Consider the following 18,254-nt stretch of genomic DNA (forward strand, 5'->3'; position numbering starts at 1 on the left):
GTGTCTTTATGCCAACGGCAAAGCCGAGAAACTACCTAAAGAATCCAAAAAGAAGAAGAAAAAGAAAAAAGATTAAGACTTAAGAAGTAACGCGCTCTTTAGGGAAGCGGAGCATAAATTTACTGCCTCTTCCCGGAGTGCTTTCTATTACCAGCTGAGCCTGGTGCCGATTGGCAATATGCTTCACAATAGCCAATCCCAACCCTGTTCCACCCGTATCTCTTGATCGGCTTCGATCTACACGATAGAAGCGCTCAGTTAACCTTGACAGGTGCTCAGATGCAATGCCTGGGCCCGTATCAGTAACGGAGAACTCACCCTGCCCTTGCTCGTTAACATTCCATTCAACACCGATAGAACCAATATCAGGCGTGTAGCGAATGGCATTAGATACCAAATTACTGAATGCAGAAAGAATTTCTCTTTCATCACCCATTAAATTCTGTTTGGAATTCACAACAAAATTAAATGCATGCTTACCTTGAGAAAGCGCTTCAGCATCATTTTTCAGAAGCGCCATTAAAGTCTCTACTTTGACTACCGTATTTGTGGCTGGTAATGCATTTGACTCGAGGTTTGCCAAGGTCAATAAGTCCTCAACCAAACTCTTCATCCTCTGTGCCTGCGACATCATCATTTCAAAGTATTGATCCTGCTGGTCTTTCTTGAGCTCTAGGGACTGAACAGTCTCTAAGAATCCCATCAGCACAGTGATCGGTGTGCGCATTTCATGAGAAACATTGGCTACGAAGTCACGACGCATGGCATCCGCTTTTTGCAAATCGGTTACATCCTGCACCAAGAGGAGATGGCGCTTTTGACCAAAGGGAAATGCTTGCAACATCAAACTCAAACTACCATCGGGCCCCATGCGCTCCATTAATAAAGGCTCATCAAAATTACGCTTATTTAAATACTGTATGAATTCTGGACGTCGTATCAAAAAATTAATGCGCTGCATGACATCGCGTTTAAAGATGAGGCCAAAGAATCTCTCAGCAATACCGTTACACCATTCAATCTGGTCGCTCTCATCGAGCATGACGATTCCATTGGGGGAGGCCTGGAATGCCTCAATAAAGTGCTCGTGTTGCTGCTCAATACTTCGGATATGTTGCTTTAGATTTCTGACGAGACGCTGAAGCCTAAAAAACACCTCTTCCCAAAAGCCACTGGGTAAGGGCATGCTTTCAACAGAGTCGGCAAGGGTATATTTTCTCAGGCGCGCTAAGTTGATATAAGCGTAGACCAGCGGGATGGAGAGCACAGAAATTCCAACTGCGATAGCCCACTGCGCACCCCATAAAGACAATGTTGTGAATGCCAATACAAATGCGACGCAAATAATGACAAAGAAACGGGTGAGTACAGATAGCATGATGCAATATTAGAGCATCTCCAAAAATCCCTGGAGATTCCCAATAAAATCGTCAAATACAGGCTTAAGTTTCGGTTGGAGTCTTGGTAATGCGGTAGCCGCTACCACGCACCGTCTCAATATAGCGGTCACAATCAAACGGAGCGAGAGCTGCTCTTAAGCGCTTAATATGAACATCGACCGTTCTTTCTTCAATATAAACCTCACTACCCCACACCTTGTCCAGCAAGCTGCCCCGAGAGTGAACACGCTCAGGATTAGCCATGAAATACTGGAGCAATCGAAACTCTGTTGGCCCAAGAGCAATGGATTTAGGCTCCTGATTCGGCCAGATAGCCAGTGCACGATGAGAGCTTGGATCCAACTTTAATGGACCAACAGTCAGTGGACCAGTATCCTCGATCGGCATCTGCCTCCGTAGGATTGCCCTCACCCTAGCCACCAATTCTTTTGGTGAAAATGGCTTAGTAACGTAATCATCTGCACCTGAGTCCAAGCCAAGAACCTTATCAGACTCTTCACTTTTGGCGGTCAACATCAAAATCGGCAATGCCTTAGTGCGCTCATTAGAGCGTAGTTCTTTTGCAAACTGGACGCCAGATTTACCAGGCAACATCCAATCCAGAATGATCAGATTAGGCAGCTGATCCTTCATCATCGTCAATGCGAGATCGGTTTGCATGGCCTTTTCAACTTCATAGCCTGCATGTGACAGGTTAATCGCAATCAATTCTGCAATTGATGGCTCATCCTCTACTATGAGTATGCGGTGAGTCATTATTAGGGGCCCCTAATTATTGTCTGTTGGCTTCGCGGACTAAATCTTCATGCGGGATGTGACGTACATCAGACCCCTTAGCAATGTAGATGACGAACTCTGCAATATTTTTGGCGTGATCACCGATACGCTCAATTGCCTTCGCAATCGTCAGCATATCCAAGCCTGTGCTGATCATATGTGGATCTTCAGACATATAGGTAATGAGCTTGCGCACAAAGCCTCTGAACTCTTCGTCAATCTGACGATCTTCCTGGACCACATCAGCGGCTGCGATCGTATCTAGACGAGCAAAAGCATCGAGGCTACGACGCAATAAGGAAATTGCCATTTGACCCGAAAGACGGATTTCTGCAACATTAATATTGTGTGGCAAGCCGGATTCAATTAAGCGCTTAGTGCGCTTAGCAACGCGCTCAGCCTCGTCACCAGCACGCTCTAGATTGGTAATGGCTTTAGAAACCGCCATTACCAAACGCAAGTCTCGAGCAGTTGGTTGTCTGCGTGCAATCAGTTCAGTACAAGCCAAGTCGATCTGAATCTCTAAGTCATTGACTAACTTTTCATTTTCGATAACTACATTGCAGGTATCGAGATCCATTTGCGTAAAAGCACGCATCGCTGTTGCGATTTGGGATTCAACTAGACCGCCCATTTCAAGCAAGCGGCTTGAAAGAGAATTGAGATCGGCATCAAATTGTGATGATAGGTGTTTATCTGGCATATATTTCTCCAATTAACCGAAGCGGCCGGTGATATAGTCTTCGGTCTCTTTACGCTTAGGCTTAATAAATATTTCGTCCGTTTTGCCGTACTCAATCATGCTGCCCAAATACATATAGGCCGTATAGTCAGATACACGCGCTGCTTGCTGCATATTATGAGTCACGATCGCAATCGTATAGTCCTTTTTGAGCTCATGAATCAACTCTTCCACTTTTCCAGTAGAAATAGGGTCCAAAGCTGATGTTGGTTCATCCAGAAGAATCACTGAAGGCTTGACCGCTACACCACGTGCGATACATAAACGCTGCTGTTGACCACCAGAAAGGGATAAACCACTCTGGTTTAACTTATCTTTCACCTCATTCCACAAGGCTGCCTTATTCAATGCCCACTCTACGCGCTCATCCATTTCAGAGCGGGAAAGCTTTTCGTAGAGACGAACACCAAAAGCAATGTTTTCATAAATAGACATTGGGAATGGGGTTGGCTTCTGAAAAACCATACCAATACGAGAACGCAATAAGTTCAGGTCCTGTCCAGGCTCTAAAATATTCTGACCGTAGAAGTTAATTTCGCCTTCAGCACGTTGACCTGGATAGAGGTCATACATCCGGTTTAGTGTTCGTAGTAGGGTGGATTTTCCACAGCCTGATGGGCCGATAAATGCGGTTACCTTGCCTTGCTCAATATCTAAGTTAATCTTTTTTAATCCCTGAAATGCGCCATAGTAAAAATTTAAATCGCGCACTTCAATAGCATTAATAGCCGTTTTTTTCGGCTCTTGGTTTACCGTATCCACTCTACCTCCTTGACCATCAATCTTATTTAAGTCAAACATTGTTCTCATATTGCTCATCATCCCTGCACCTTGTCACGGAATACAACACGCGCCAAAATATTCAAACCCAGCACCGCAAATGTAATCAGGAGAGATCCACCCCAGGCCAAGCTAACCCAATTGTCATATGGACTCATAGCAAATTGGAAAATCACCACCGGCAAATTGGCCATAGGCTTATTCATATCTGTTGAGAAAAACTGATTACTTAGGGCGGTAAATAGTAAAGGCGCTGTTTCACCACTAACCCGAGCTAATGCCAACAGAATTCCTGTCATGATGCCGCTTTGCGCAGCACGTAAAGTAACCATAAAGGCCACTTTCCACTTGGGAGTTCCTAATGCATAGGCGGCTTCTCGCAAGCTACCAGGAACCAAACGCAACATATTTTCAGTAGTGCGTACAACTACCGGAATAGCAATCAAAGCTAATGCTACGGTCCCAGCCCATCCTGAGAAATGCTGAACCTTGGCAACATATAAGGCATAAACAAACAGGCCAATCACAATCGAAGGTGCGGAAAGCATGATATCAGTCACGAAACGGGTGAGAGAGGCAACCTTGCTGCGATCCCCGTATTCTGATAAATATAGGCCAGCTAGAACTCCGACAGGTGTACTAATAAAGGTACATGAGCCAACCAATAAGAGACTTCCCACAATGGCATTGGCTAAACCGCCGCCTTCAGTGCCAGGGGCAGGAGTACTTGCTGTGAACATATTCAAATTAATGGCAAAGAATCCTTTAATGAAAAGGATACTGAGAATCCAAATAAGGCTAGCCATACCAATGGCCATAGCTAGCATAGAAAGAGTTAATCCAATTTTGTTTGCTCTCTTACGACGGGCAAATACTGCCATATCCAAATTAACATTGGAACTCATGATTTAAGCCCTTGTTTTTTCTCCATGCTAATTAAAAGCCATTTAGCAAAGGCTAGAACAATAAATGTAATAAAAAATAGCGCTAGCCCCAAGGCAAAAAGCGAGGAGTAATGCAAACCAGCTTCCGCCTCACCGAATTGGTTTGCTAAAGTCGATGCAATAGAGCTACCTGGCGCAAAGAGGGATGGTGAAATACGTTGGGCGTTTCCAATCACGAAGGTGACTGCCATAGTCTCTCCGAGTGCCCTACCTAAACCTAACATCACACCGCCAATGACGCCTGCCTTTGTATAAGGCAACACAATATTTCTGACAACTTCCCAGGTTGTACAACCTATTCCGTAGGCCGATTCCTTGAGAACTGGTGGAACAATTTCAAATACGTCACGCATCACAGAGGCAATAAAAGGCAAAATCATGAGGGCAAGAATTAATCCGGCGCACAACATACCAATGCCATTGGGCGCTCCTGAAAACAGAATTCCAATTAGTGGAATTTGACCTAAAGTAGCCTGAAGAGCAGGTTCAATATAGTCGCCAAATATTGGGGCAAAAACAAATAAACCAAACATGCCATAGATGATGGAAGGCACTGCAGCCAATAGCTCAACTGCCGTACCAAGAGGGCGGCGGAGCGATGGAGGGCAAATTTCTGTTAAGAAAAAGGCAATACCAAAACTCAGGGGGACAGCAATCAACAATGCAATCACTGAAGAAACTAATGTTCCATAAATTGCTATCAAGCCGCCGAATTCGCCATTAACAATATCCCAGTTCGAGGTTATAAAAAACTGGGGGCCGAACTCTTGCAAGGCAGGCCACGCATTTACGAACAAGGAGCCAATAATTCCTAATAGCGCGAATAACACCGATAGAGAAAAAAATTGGGTAACGCGATGGAATAAAAAATCCTGAACCCGCTGGAGTCGCGCAATTCTTGAAGCCATGAGCGTCGGAGCACCGGAAGATTCTAGAGTATTCATTCTATGCTTAACTTAAGTAGAAAAACGACCCTGAACAACAGGGTCGTTAAAAACATAATAATAAAAATAATTATTATTTAGAGTCAACTTGCGACCAAACCTGCTTGCGAATGTAATCCACGGTTGCATCAGGCATTGGGACGTAATCTAACTCTGAAGCAGCTTTTTTACCATCCTTGAATGAATAGTCAAAGAATTTCAGTACTGCTGCGGCTTGTACTTTATTCTCAGGCTTTTTGTAAACCACCACAAAAGTTGCGCCTGTGATTGGCCATGCTTTAGCGCCTGATGCATAGGTAATGAAAGTATTCATTCCAGGAAATTTAGACCAGTCTGTACCAGCAGATGCAGCAGCAAATGCTTCTGCTGTTGGAGATACCATTACGCCATCAGCATTGCGAACCTGCGTGTAGCTCAGATTGTTCTTTTTGGCGTAAGCATACTCAACATAGCCAACAGAGTTCTTAATACGTGCAACGTTTGCAGCAACGCCTTCATTTCCCTTACCGCTTACAGTTGAAGCTGCTGGCCATTTAACTTGCGCACCGAAACCAACGGCATCCTTGAAGTTGCTGCTTGCTTTAGAAAGGAAGCTGGTAAAAATTGCCGTAGTACCAGAGCCATCAGCACGAGTAACAACTGTGATTGGGCCAGAAGGAATCTTCACGCCAGGATTGAGCAGGGCAACACGTTTGTCGCTCCAATCAGTTACTTGACCTTGGAAAATATCTGACAATAGGTCACCAGAAAGTTTCAACTGGTTAGGACCAATGCCTTCGATGTTCACTACAGGAACTACACCGCCAATAATTGCTGGAAACTGAACCATGCCATGGCTTTGCAGATCATCAAAACTTAATGGAGCATCGGTAGCGCCAAAATCAACAGTTTTTGCCTTAATCTGCTTGATACCGCCGCCAGAACCAATCGACTGATAATTTAAGCTGTCGCCACTTTTGGCTTTATAGGATTCAGCCCACTTACTTAGAACTGGGTAAATAAATGAAGAACCAGCACCCGTCATCTCCACAGCGAATGCTGTTGGAGCAAGAGAAATAGCACCAATAACGAGGGCTTTTTTCAAAAAAGATTTCATTTAATTCGTCCTTAAATTGAATATGCGCAGCAGCGCGATATAAGAACGATACGGATGGAATGTGACAGCTATATGACAGCTCTATGACACCCCAAAAACTGCGTTTTTTGCATGCCTAGAGGCATTAATCACTCAAATCACTCTTAATAGAAAAGCTATCAAGCACGTTAAATGAACGAAATTCATTTAATAGTAATCCCAGTAAATATAGAGATTTATGCGGGATTCACTAGGTTTTCCTGAATGGCTTCAATAAAGTGTTCGCCATAGCGCTCTAACTTGGCTTGCCCCACCCCACTTATACGACTAAATTGATCTAAGGTCGTTGGCGTAGACCTTACCATCTCCTGCAAAGTGCTGTCATGAAAAATCACATAGGGTGGGACCCCTTGCTCACGTGCCAGCTCAGTGCGCTTAGCTTTGAGTGCCTCCCACAATTTTTCATCCGCAATATTACTAAAGGGATGCGTAGAACTTTTCTTTGCTCCCAATTTCGTAGCCTTAGTCTTGGAGTAGCCCGCTTCTTTACGCAACCAAACCTCTTGCTCGCCACGTAATACAGGTAATGCGATCTCATCGACTAACTTTAAGCCACCATGCAGGGCAATATCCGCATCCAAATAACCGCCTGCTACCAATTGACGATAAATGCTATTCCATTGGGCCTGATTGAGTTCTGTGCCGATGCCAAAGGTACTGATCTGCTCATGAAAGTACTGCTTCACTCTGGGGGTAACCTTACCAAGGAGCACATCAATTAAATGGGTCACACCAAAACGCTGACCTGTCCGATAAACGCATGACAACGCCTTTTGTACTTCCTGTGTGGCATTCCAAGTCGCCACGGGCTCTAGACAGTTATCGCAGTTCCCACAGCCACCAGGATGCATCTCTCCAAAGTAGCGCAAGATTGTTTGATGACGGCATGATGTGGACTCACAATAGCCCAGTAGTGCATTGAGTTTTTGGCGCTCTACCCGCTTGCGGTCTTCAGATGCTTCGCCAGAATCTACCATTTGCCGCAAGCTCACTACATCCCCAAATCCATAGGCCATCCAGGCATTTGCGGGCAAGCCATCACGTCCTGCACGCCCTGTTTCCTGGTAATACCCTTCCATGCTTTTTGGAAGATCTAGATGAGCTACAAAGCGTACGTTAGGTTTATCAATGCCCATGCCGAACGCTACGGTTGCGACCATGATGACACCCTCTTCACGCAAGAAACGTTTTTGATTGGCGCTGCGTGTTTCAACGCTTAAACCTGCGTGATACGGCATAGCATCCCAGCCGCGGTCTACCAACCATTGAGCAGTCTCTTCTACACTGCGACGCGATAGGCAATAAATAATCCCTGAGTCATCGGCATGCTCCGCATCTAAAAAGTGCTCTAACTGTTGTTTAGTACTCTGCTTTTGCAGAACTCGATATTTAATATTGGGCCGATCAAAGCTCGAGACAAACTGCTCGGCAGATTCGAGCGAAAGACGCTCCACAATTTCTGCTCGGGTTGGCGCATCTGCGGTTGCCGTTAAGGCGATACGAGGTACCTTAGGAAATCGCTCGTGCAAAACAGTTAACTGACGATATTCTGGGCGGAAATCATGACCCCATTGAGAAACACAGTGCGCCTCATCAATCGCGAACAAGGCAATTCCAGGGCCCGCATTAAGTCTATCGAGTATCGATAGAAAACCAGGATTCATTAGGCGTTCAGGCGCCACGTAGATTAAGTCAAGATCTCCAGCCAGTAATTGACTGGTAATCTTTTGAGAAGTAGCCGCATCTAAGCTCGAGTTTAAAAATGAGGCCTTAACGCCTAACTGGGTTAATGCATCAACTTGATCCTGCATTAGTGCAATTAAGGGCGACACTACTACGCCTACACCACGTCGAACAAGCGAGGGAATTTGATAGCACAGCGACTTACCAGCGCCAGTGGGCATGAGAACCAAAGCATCGCCGCCTGCCACTACATGCCTAACAATAGACTCTTGAGCACCACGGAATTGATCAAAACCAAAAACATCATGAAGAACTTGGTGGCTCGACTGCAAAAGTAATACTCCCTTGTCTTATTCAATACCTGCGGATTGCAAACTACGTATAAATAAAAAGCCCCACGCATACAGGGCTCATTCAATATTTTCTCTATAGATGACACAGAGCCTGAGTGGCGGCGAGCCAAGTCACCGCCCATATTGCCTCGTTATACCTCCCTGCAATCAGGAAAATTTATAAGGCATTCTGGGAAAAATGATAAAGCATTATCTAAAAACTGCCAGCATAACCTTGACTAGCATCAGAGTTTAATTGGACGGATCCTTGACTAATCTAAAACCAAGGTGCGACATTGGGCTAAAGGGGTCTGAGCCTCGCCTTGCGCTAGGCCGATAAGACTGACAGTAATCCTCATTACATAAAAATGATCCCCCGCGGATGACCTTCTTAGGAGCAAATGGGGGCACTCCATAATCGGCTGGATCAAATGAATCACTAGGTCCTTGCGGATTTAGAATCAAATGATCGCCATTCTCTTTTACTTGAAGAGCAAAATAATCAGCGCGATACCAGTCAGCTACCCACTGCCAAGCATTACCAGTCATATCAAACAGGCCATAACCATTTTGGGGAAAGGTGCCTACCGCACTTGTCCCAATAGCTCCACCCGCTTTGGGGCTTACCACCGGAAAGGCTTGCTTTTTAACATCCCAAATATTAGCCGGTAACTTCCCCGCTTGCTCCAATTGGTCGCCCCAAGCGTAAGTAGCCTGATTAAGACCACCTCTGGCAGCAAACTCCCACTCTGCTTCGGTAGGAAGACGCTTACCCGCCCATTTGGCATACGCCAAAGCATCTTCATAACTCACTTGCACTACCGGGTGATTCGCTTTGCCCTCAATATTGCTACTCGGTCCTGTCGGATGCTTCCAATTGGCACCAGGAACAAAAGCCCACCACTGAGAGTAATCATTTAAATTGACTTTATCTTTACTGCCCACAAAAACCATCGCCCCCGGCACAAAAGCAGAAGCTGGGGGTTGTGGCGTGCCAGGTGGCAACTGAACCTTAATCGTATCCCAATCAGGCAACTGCTCTGCTGTCGTTCTGTAATTGGTTTCTTTTACAAACTGCGCAAATTGATCATTGGTAACGTGCGTTGCATCCATCCAGAACCCATTCACCTGGACATGGTGAACTGGTTTTTCATTGGCTTGGGCCTTTTTACTATCGCTACCCATCAAAAATTCACCACCAGGAATCCACACCATACCCACAGGTGCATTCTTGCCATCACTCTGAATGACCACGGGCGATACTTGGGGATTAGAGTGCTTTAGATAGAAATAGGCCGCCATACTTCCAGCTATCGCAATTGCAATTACGAGCAGGACGGTGTGACGATTCATTTTGGGCCCAAACATCAATACACCGCAGTAGGAGTGGCACACTTACCTTGGTTGTTTTGAATGATTTGCGCATCTAGATTATTTGTAAGGCCATCAAAGTTAAAGTCAGCAATACTGGACAGTGCCCAATTTAAAAACTGCTGCCAAATACTCAAGTCTTGAGAGTTGACTTGACTGTCAAGATTGGCATCTCCAGAACATGCAGGTTGTGAGGCAAGGATGCCATTAAGCGATACCATTAAGCTGTTGTAATTTTGGAGCACAGTGCTAGACCAAGATGACATTGTTGGCATTAAATTCAAGCTCGCAGTATCAATCATCGGGATCGGAACCGCTTGATTGATCTGATAGAACTCATTCGTTGTCACCGATGAACCTGTATCGGTAGCCGGAAAATAGGTTTGAGTCTGGTTACGCACAAGCTTATAGTTATCATTTCTGACAGCCATCGTGACCTCAGCAGCGATAGGCGTCCATGCACTTGAGGGAATGCCGGTCTTGGACTGAGCTTGGTTGACTTGCCAGCAGGTACGATACCCCGTACTAGAGGGTTGCCCGTATGGAGGACCAATCACAGAAGGATCGGTGTAACCAGGCCCCCACCACACGCCTGCATTATCTTCGCAAGGCCCCTTATCAAACACGCTTTGCGTACAAATCGTTGATAGGGTTTGACCAGCAATTGCAGTAGATACTAAACAAGCGCCATTACGCTGACCATTGGCCTGCACGTTATAGCCGCCCTCGGTAAAGTTAATTGTACGAATACTCGCCTGAGAAGGATTGGTTAGATAAGGAAGCAATGGGGCAGAATCAATGACTCGAGGCACTGCACTAGGCACATCAATGCCTGCAATCTCACCAAATAACTGAAACACATCAACCATATTCACCATATGCTCGACGTCGCGATTGGGTTGAACAACCTTAGGGCCTGAAACGATCAAAGGCACCCATACACCCGTTTGATATGCTGTTGACTTTGCGCGCGTTAAATCAAACGGATACTTCACTGCATTCGCAAAAGTACCGTTATCACCAACAATCACAATCATTGTGTTGCTTGCCTGAGGGCTATAGGCCAAAGTTCCATCTGCGTTTTTACTTGCTAGACCAGTTTGCACCAAGAGGCGTCCAAACTCGGTATCAATTGCCTCTGTCATCTTGTCAGAAACAACGCGTTGCTGAATTAAATCCTTGCAATTCAAATCATCATTAGGGCCACCCTTAACCAGCGCTCCAGGAGGCTGTTGGTAAGGAGTATGGGCAGCGCTATAGCTCACAGTTGCCATCCATGGTTTATTGGGGCTGCGACTATTGATCCAACCAATCGCAGCATCCGTCTCGATAGTAGTGCGATAGCCACGATTACGCGGATCCGTGTTTGGAATAGATTGGACTCCGCCATCAGCGCTATTAATTACCAAAGGCGAAACATAGTAGCCATTAGCCGTACTAAAGTTCAGGCCGCTAGGCGCCGTACTTTGGCAAGCTGCATTGGGAACAAAAACACCACCACTCATCAAGCACTGCTTACCAGGCACATCGCCACCAGGATTCAAGCTAGAAATTACCTGACAAGAGTGATTTGGCTGATAACAGGCGCCTGTATCGGCACCTCCAGCGGCAGCGCTTGGCGCAAAACCACAGACATAAGGGTTGCCTGCTGGATTGGGATTACCTCCGCCACCAGTTGTATCAAGCGAGGCAGGCCCCCCACGAATCCAGCCGTAAAAATAGTCCCAACCTAATTGTGCAGGCGTTCCGTTTCCGGCCTGATTATTGTCAGGGCCGGCCAAATGGAATTTACCAAACATCGCACTTTCATAATTAGCCTGCTTTAATAACTTAGGTGTCGTCATGTCGTATGGCGACACCTGAGCATTAGCTAGGTCATAGGTTCCAAGAGCCGAGTAAATATTCGTTCGAAACGGGAAGCGCCCAACAAAAAAGGATGCTCGACCTGGCGAGCATTCGGGCATTGACCATGCATTACGAAAGCGCACCCCAGATTTGGCAACTACCGCCATGTTCGGCATATTTGGAGGGGTGGCACCACCGTAACCAAAAATCTGCATTTGGTCGATACCGACATCGTCCATTACTACAAATAGAATGTTGGGGGTTTGAGATGCAGAACTGCCGCCTCCACCACTACAAGAGCCAAGTAATAAGATGGCAATAGATATTGAAAATAAAACGAATAGATGTTTTTTCATAAACCAATGGGCTGAAGTATTTCGGAGCCGCATGGCTTGTGATCCTTATTCTACCCCGCCCAACATAAATCAAGCAATCATTACTGCATAAGGCTTTTGTTGGGCAAAAGTGAATATCAGGAGCAAAAAATCACCTCGAAATGAACTGACCCCTTTTAGTTGGATTGGCTATTCAACTTATGGGGCTCATTCGTTGTTTTCTCTACTTACGCGGAATATGGAGACTGGCTAGCAGAGAGCTCGCGATTCGAATCCTCAGTAGAGTTAGATTCCCACCATTACAGTATGGCTCTAAGCACTGGTATATTTAACTTTTATTGTTTAAAAACAATAACTTATGAATATTTTGCCAATTCATAATTGCCTTATGTGGGCTTATGTTGACTAAGTAATGCAATCGCATTACCATTGGTGACATGAATTCCCTTCTCACATTTCTAGAGGCGCGACCATGAATACTGCCGTACTCGAAGCTGAATCTACCCTCACAGATCGTTACCAAACTACCGTACCCGAGTCTATTCGCCAAGTCTTAAAACTCGGCAAGCGCGATAAGGTCCACTACGCTATTTTGGACAATGGAGATGTGCTGATGAGTCGCGGGCAAGAGGCTAGGTCTGATGATCCAGCGCTTGGAAACTTTCTTCATTTTTTATCTCAAGATCTCGCAGCACATCCCGAGCGTTTACAAGCGCTCGACAGTGCTTGGGTTGAGCGCTTGCAATCATTAGTAGGAAATGTGCAGTTTGATTTAGATGCACCCCTACCTGATGATGGGGCTTAATTATTTCCATACAGTCATCACCTCTCATCATTGCCGGCTGGACCATCTTCGCCCATCCTTTATTTCTTAATCAAGTTCAAGCACTAACCAATGACGTAGAAGCACTCAAGAAAAAGCATCCCACAACTTATCAAAACAAAAATGTAACTAAACGATTGGCTGCGATTTTAAAACTCGTCAATGAAGTCATTCCGCAAGATCCCACCCTCCCCGTATATCGACAAGGCAATACTCTTGGCGAAGATCATAAGCACTGGTTAAGAGCTAAGTTCTTTCAGCAGTATCGATTATTTTTTCGTTACCACGAGGCAAGCAAAATCATTGTCTACGCCTGGGTCAACGATGAGGATACTAAGCGTGCTTATGAAAGTAAGAATGATGCTTACCAGGTATTTTCAAAAATGCTAAAACAAGGTCACCCACCAGATGATTGGGAATCGCTTGTAAAAGAAGCTAAAGCAAAATCGCATCAACTTACTCGCATCAAATAAGCCATTTACTGGATTGGGTGGGCATGACCCTCTCATGATGGTGCGACATTGCGACTTAAGCGCGTGCAAACCTACCGTAAAAAATAGCTACTGAGAAAAGAAGGTAAATTCCCTAGATGGTTACGTATATATAGGTAATAGAGAAATTAGAGTAGGCATGAGGCCCACAGCGCGCAGGGCTTTAAGAAAAATATCTATATAAATCAATAACTTATATACTGTATGGCGGAGAGGGTGGGATTCGAACCCACGGTAGGTTTGACCCTACGCTTGATTTCGAGTCAAGTACATTCGACCACTCTGCCACCTCTCCGAACCAAAGCCAATTATAGCTTTGGGGTGGTTTTGTGGTTTTTGCTCAGATTGGGTTTAATACCGCTAGGCCACCCAAGTAGGATTGCAATGCCTTAGGGATAGCAATACTGCCATCCACTTGTTGCTTGTTCTCAAGCAATGCGACCAATGCTCTGCCTACTGCAAGACCTGAACCATTTAGGGTATGCACCAATTCTGGCTTGCCTTGACCCGCTTTAAATCTGGCTTGCATCCGTCTTGCCTGGAAATCACCCATGCTGGAGCATGAGCTAATTTCTCTGTAGGCTTTTTGTGAAGGGACCCAAACTTCTAAGTCATAAGTCTTAGTGCTGCCAAAACCCATGTCACCAGTACAGAGCAATACTTTTCTGTAAGGTAACTCGAGCAATTCCAGGATACGCTCAGCGTGGCCCGTGAGCTCTTCCAAGGCTTGCATGGAATCTTCTGGCTTAGTGATTTGTACTAACTCAACTTTGTCAAACTGATGCTGACGAATCATGCCTCGGACATCACGACCATAGCTGCCGGCTTCTGAACGGAAACATGGCGTGTGAGCCACAAACTTCATTGGTAAGCTATCTGCGTTAACGATTTCGTCTCGGACTAAATTCGTTACAGGCACTTCAGCAGTTGGGATAAGGTAAAAGTTTTCAGTCTTCGCTTCACCGCCCTCGTCTTCACCGCCCATTTGACGGGGAACTTTAAATAGATCCTCTTCAAACTTCGGTAACTGACCAGTACCGCGCATAGAAGCAGCATTCACCATGTAAGGTGCATATACCTCTTGATAATGGTGATCTGTAGCATGCGTATCAATCATGAATTGCGCTAAGGCGCGGTGCAATCTGGCAATCGGCCCCTTGAGAACTACAAAGCGTGAGCCGCTAATCTTAGCCGCCACTTCAAAGTCCAAACCGAGTGGACCGCCGAGATCAACGTGATCTTTAATCTCAAAATCAAAAATGGGCTCTTCACCCCAACGCTTTACTTCTTTGTTTTCAGTTTCATCTTTACCAGCAGGCACAGACTCATCTGGTAGATTGGGAATACCCATCAAGAAATCAGAAATTTCTGCTTGCAGCGTACCCAGTCTTGCGGCACCAGATTCCATATCAGCATTAACGCCTGCAACTTCAGTCATCTCGGCAGAGGCATCCTCACCCTTACCTTTTTTCATGCCAATGGCTTTAGATAATTGATTGCGCTTGGCTTGCAATTCTTCAGTACGGGTTTGCAGAGATTTACGCTCAGATTCCAAGGCATTGAATTTCTCAACGTCGAGTTGGAATTTGCGAGTCGCTAAACGTGCAGCAACTGCGGCGATATCTTTACGGAGTAATTGCGGATCAATCATGTGATGCTCTGTAGATTAGGGGTTCTAGGTTTTAGTTTTATACGGGCTCTAGTTTAAGCGCAAGACTTCGGCTCCGGCTGGCGGAGTGAAAGTAAAGCGATTGGCGGGCAAATTAACATTGAGTTGGATCTTATCCAGAGTGACTAGAACAACGCTACCCAGGCCATCAGTTAACTCTAGGGCTTTAGGCAAGCCACTGGCCATGCCAATCGAGATCTTTGTATAAGGCAAGTCATTTTTATTCTTGGCATTAGGATCTTTTTTAGGAATCAAAGCTACCCACTTCATTCCTAAGCGCTCTTCGCCCTCAACCAAATCAAAATGCTGTTCTAGTGAAGTCTCGCCAAACAGAATAGCTGCTGGTGTAGAAGCTAAGGCCTGCCCCGCTGGACGAAAAGTCGCCTGGTTTAAGTCCTTATCCCACAAAATTAGTTGCTTGCCATCGGCAATTAACTTTTGCTCGTAAGGCTTCTGCGTATCCCAGATAAAACGACCTGGACGCTGAAATACAAAATGACCCTGTGTCTGGCGCAGAACTTTTAAACCCTTATCTTGTGACTCGTTGGCCTTTGGTGCACGCAACTGTTGCTGCACAAAGTCGCCTTCAGCAGTCTTAGAGCTACGCACAAATTGACGTAACTGCTCTGATCCACTTTCGCTTTGGGAATGGGCTGCATTTGAAAACAGAATGGCTGTTCCAAGCAATACTGCAGATAAGAATCTTTGCAAAATAAATGCCTTACTCTGAAGGGCGATGAAGAATCTCGCGATTACCACCGTTACCCATCTTGGATACAAGTCCCGCTTTTTCCATATCCTCGAGTAGGCGTGCGGCACGGTTGTAACCAATGCGCAGGTGACGCTGTACTAGTGAAATCGATGGGCGTTTATTTTCTAGAACGATAGCAACGGCTTGATCGTAAAGCGGATCCGCTTCACCACTACCCTCGCCCGTCAATGCATCTACGTTGGATTCGTCAGCACCTTCGAGCACGCCATCAATGTAATTGGCTTCGCCCTTCTCTTTGAGCCACTCCACTACGCGGTGAACCTCATCATCGGATACAAAGGCGCCATGTACGCGAACTGGCAGGCCGGTGCCCGGAGCCATATAGAGCATGTCACCCATACCGAGCAATGCTTCGGCGCCCTGCTGATCCAAAATCGTACGACTGTCGATCTTAGAGCTTACTTGGAATGAGATACGGGTTGGTACGTTGGCTTTAATCAAACCGGTAATGACGTCAACGCTTGGACGCTGTGTTGCTAATACCAAATGAATGCCTGCAGCACGAGCCTTTTGCGCAATACGGGCAATCAACTCTTCGATCTTCTTACCGGAGACCATCATCAAGTCAGCCAACTCATCGATCACGATGACGATGACTGGCGCTTTATAGATTGGCTCTGGATCATCTGGAGTTAAGCTAAATGGATTGGTGAGCTTCTCACCCTTTTCTTCCGCTTCCAGAATCTTTTTATTAAAGCCAGCTAGATTACGCACGCCAAACTTACTCATCAGTTTGTAGCGGCGTTCCATCTCATTTACCGCCCAGTTAAGTGCGTTGTAAGCCTGCTTCATATCCGTTACAACTGGGCACAACAAATGGGGGATCTTGTCGTAGATGGCCATCTCCAGCATCTTCGGATCAATCATGATCAAACGCACTTCATCAGGCTTAGCCTTAAAGAGCAGCGACAGAATCATGGCGTTAATACCAACTGATTTACCAGCACCCGTAGTACCCGCAACTAAACAGTGAGGCATCTTTGCTAAGTCAGCCACCATTGGACTGCCAGAGATATCTTTACCTAAGGCTAGAGTCAACAGGGAATGATTATCGTTATATACCTGTGAGGTCAGAATCTCTGACAAGTAAACCGACTGGCGCGTGGGATTTGGTAACTCCAAAGCCATACAAGTTTTGCCAGGAATAGTTTCTACAACACGCATACTGACAACACCTAGTGAGCGTGCTAAGTCACGTGAGAGGTTCACGATCTGACTACCCTTCACACCAATAGCTGGATCAATCTCGTAGCGAGTCACTACCGGGCCAGGATAGGCGGCAATCACTTTTACTTGAACATTAAACTCGGCTAACTTGCGTTCAATTAAGCGCGAAGTAAATTCCAGTACGTCAGCAGAGATAGTTTCTTTTGCTTCGGGTACTGGATCAAGCAATGCGAGCGGTGGTAATTCTGAATCTGGAATATCCACAAACAATGGCTGCTGTTTCTCGCGCTCTACACGAGCACTCTTCGGAATCTCAATTGGAGCACGTACGATTTGCACTGGCGCTGCAACCTCAACGCGTCCGCGGAACTCTTCTACAAACTCTTCACGCTCTTCAGCAGCAACTTCGCCTAACTTGCGGTCTTCCTCGCTGTCGCGACGTTCACGAATGCGGTGATAAGTCACCTCCAAGAAACGCCCTACTTTTTCAGCCACATCCAGCCAGGAGAAATGCAAGAACAAAGACAGGCCAGCACAAAGGCCAAATAGGAGCACCAGAGTGGAACCGGTAAATCCAAGAGACATTTGCAATGGATCACCAATCAGCTCACCCAAAATACCGCCAGGAGGTCTAGGGAGCTCCCAGGACAGCGAATGCATGCGGATGGACTCCAATCCCATACTGCATACCAGAGTCAGTCCAAAGCCTAACCAACGCATTAGCAGAGAGTCTGGCTTAGCATCTGGATCTGGTGGCAAAGGTATGCTCCAAAGCTCGCGCCAGCCATTTAAGACGCGGCGCCCAAAGAGAGCAACCCACCAAAAGGCAGAAATACCAAAGATATACAGCATTAAATCGGCTAGATAGGCCCCAAAACGACCCCCCAGATTCTTGGGAGCCTCAAAACTGGCATGGGACCAGGCTGGATCAGCCTTGGAATAGGTCAGCAAAATGGCAAATAAGCCCAGGCACAAGCCTAGAGAGATGAACCAGCGAGCCTCCAATAATAGGCGGGGCATCCTGCCCTGCGGGCCATTATCTGG

15 protein-coding genes and 1 tRNA gene are annotated in these 18,254 nt (G+C 46.0%); 2 read left to right on the top strand and 14 right to left on the bottom strand.

The window, feature by feature from the left end:
• Positions 1-79: 79 nt before the first annotated feature.
• The 10 genes from phoR to ICN40_RS10665 form a co-directional block, all read right to left on the bottom strand.
• A complete protein-coding gene (phoR, locus tag ICN40_RS10620) occupies positions 80-1,378 on the bottom strand; it encodes a phosphate regulon sensor histidine kinase PhoR (RefSeq protein WP_216243895.1) in 1,299 nt (432 codons plus the stop codon).
• 64 nt (positions 1,379-1,442) lie between these two features.
• A complete protein-coding gene (gene phoB, locus ICN40_RS10625) occupies positions 1,443-2,156 on the bottom strand; it encodes a phosphate regulon transcriptional regulator PhoB (RefSeq protein WP_216243896.1) in 714 nt (237 codons plus the stop codon).
• Between the two features lie 16 nt (positions 2,157-2,172).
• Entirely contained in the window at positions 2,173-2,880 is a 708-nt protein-coding gene (gene phoU / locus ICN40_RS10630) for a phosphate signaling complex protein PhoU (protein WP_072583832.1), read from the bottom strand.
• A 12-nt stretch (positions 2,881-2,892) separates the two neighbouring features.
• Positions 2,893-3,741 (bottom strand): phosphate ABC transporter ATP-binding protein PstB, encoded by an 849-nt coding sequence (gene pstB, locus ICN40_RS10635; protein WP_304442074.1) that lies wholly within the window; start codon positions 3,739-3,741, stop codon positions 2,893-2,895.
• Positions 3,738-4,604 (bottom strand): phosphate ABC transporter permease PstA, encoded by an 867-nt coding sequence (pstA, locus tag ICN40_RS10640; protein ID WP_216243897.1) that lies wholly within the window; start codon positions 4,602-4,604, stop codon positions 3,738-3,740. Before pstA ends, pstB begins: the two co-directional genes overlap by 4 nt.
• Positions 4,601-5,587 (bottom strand): phosphate ABC transporter permease subunit PstC, encoded by a 987-nt coding sequence (gene pstC / locus ICN40_RS10645; RefSeq protein ID WP_216243898.1) that lies wholly within the window; start codon positions 5,585-5,587, stop codon positions 4,601-4,603. The genes pstA and pstC overlap by 4 nt, the downstream gene beginning before the upstream one ends.
• Before the next feature lie 73 nt (positions 5,588-5,660).
• On the bottom strand, positions 5,661-6,683 hold the full coding sequence (gene pstS, locus ICN40_RS10650) for a phosphate ABC transporter substrate-binding protein PstS (protein WP_215357313.1): 1,023 nt from the start codon (positions 6,681-6,683) through the stop codon (positions 5,661-5,663).
• 215 nt (positions 6,684-6,898) lie between these two features.
• Positions 6,899-8,737 (bottom strand): DNA helicase RecQ, encoded by a 1,839-nt coding sequence (recQ, locus tag ICN40_RS10655; protein ID WP_216243899.1) that lies wholly within the window; start codon positions 8,735-8,737, stop codon positions 6,899-6,901.
• Between the two features lie 252 nt (positions 8,738-8,989).
• Entirely contained in the window at positions 8,990-10,090 is a 1,101-nt protein-coding gene (locus ICN40_RS10660; RefSeq protein WP_216243900.1) for a formylglycine-generating enzyme family protein, read from the bottom strand.
• A 14-nt stretch (positions 10,091-10,104) separates the two neighbouring features.
• The gene (locus ICN40_RS10665; protein WP_255561312.1) at positions 10,105-12,342 is read right to left on the bottom strand and encodes a sulfatase-like hydrolase/transferase; all 2,238 of its coding nucleotides are present in this window, start codon (positions 12,340-12,342) and stop codon (positions 10,105-10,107) included.
• A 418-nt stretch (positions 12,343-12,760) separates the two neighbouring features.
• On the opposite strand from ICN40_RS10665, the gene ICN40_RS10670 reads away from it, so the two are divergent.
• Positions 12,761-13,093, top strand: coding sequence for a type II toxin-antitoxin system PrlF family antitoxin (locus tag ICN40_RS10670; RefSeq protein ID WP_216243901.1), 333 nt, complete (start codon positions 12,761-12,763; stop codon positions 13,091-13,093).
• Positions 13,093-13,584, top strand: coding sequence for a type II toxin-antitoxin system YhaV family toxin (locus ICN40_RS10675; RefSeq protein ID WP_216244009.1), 492 nt, complete (start codon positions 13,093-13,095; stop codon positions 13,582-13,584). The genes ICN40_RS10670 and ICN40_RS10675 overlap by 1 nt, the downstream gene beginning before the upstream one ends.
• A gap of 223 nt (positions 13,585-13,807) precedes the next feature.
• Here the strand turns inward: ICN40_RS10675 and ICN40_RS10680 are convergent.
• The 4 genes from ICN40_RS10680 to ICN40_RS10695 form a co-directional block, all read right to left on the bottom strand.
• Positions 13,808-13,897 (bottom strand) — tRNA-Ser (locus ICN40_RS10680).
• A gap of 45 nt (positions 13,898-13,942) precedes the next feature.
• Positions 13,943-15,253 (bottom strand): serine--tRNA ligase, encoded by a 1,311-nt coding sequence (gene serS / locus ICN40_RS10685; RefSeq protein WP_216243902.1) that lies wholly within the window; start codon positions 15,251-15,253, stop codon positions 13,943-13,945.
• A 48-nt stretch (positions 15,254-15,301) separates the two neighbouring features.
• Complete coding sequence (locus ICN40_RS10690; protein ID WP_216243903.1) at positions 15,302-15,982, bottom strand: outer membrane lipoprotein carrier protein LolA; 681 nt, start codon at positions 15,980-15,982, stop codon at positions 15,302-15,304.
• Positions 15,983-15,992: 10 nt separating this feature from the next.
• On the bottom strand, positions 15,993-18,230 hold the full coding sequence (locus ICN40_RS10695) for a DNA translocase FtsK (RefSeq protein WP_216243904.1): 2,238 nt from the start codon (positions 18,228-18,230) through the stop codon (positions 15,993-15,995).
• Positions 18,231-18,254 lie beyond the last annotated feature (24 nt).

Origin of the sequence: Polynucleobacter sp. Fuers-14, from assembly GCF_018882045.1 — a bacterium.
Classification (GTDB): domain Bacteria; phylum Pseudomonadota; class Gammaproteobacteria; order Burkholderiales; family Burkholderiaceae; genus Polynucleobacter.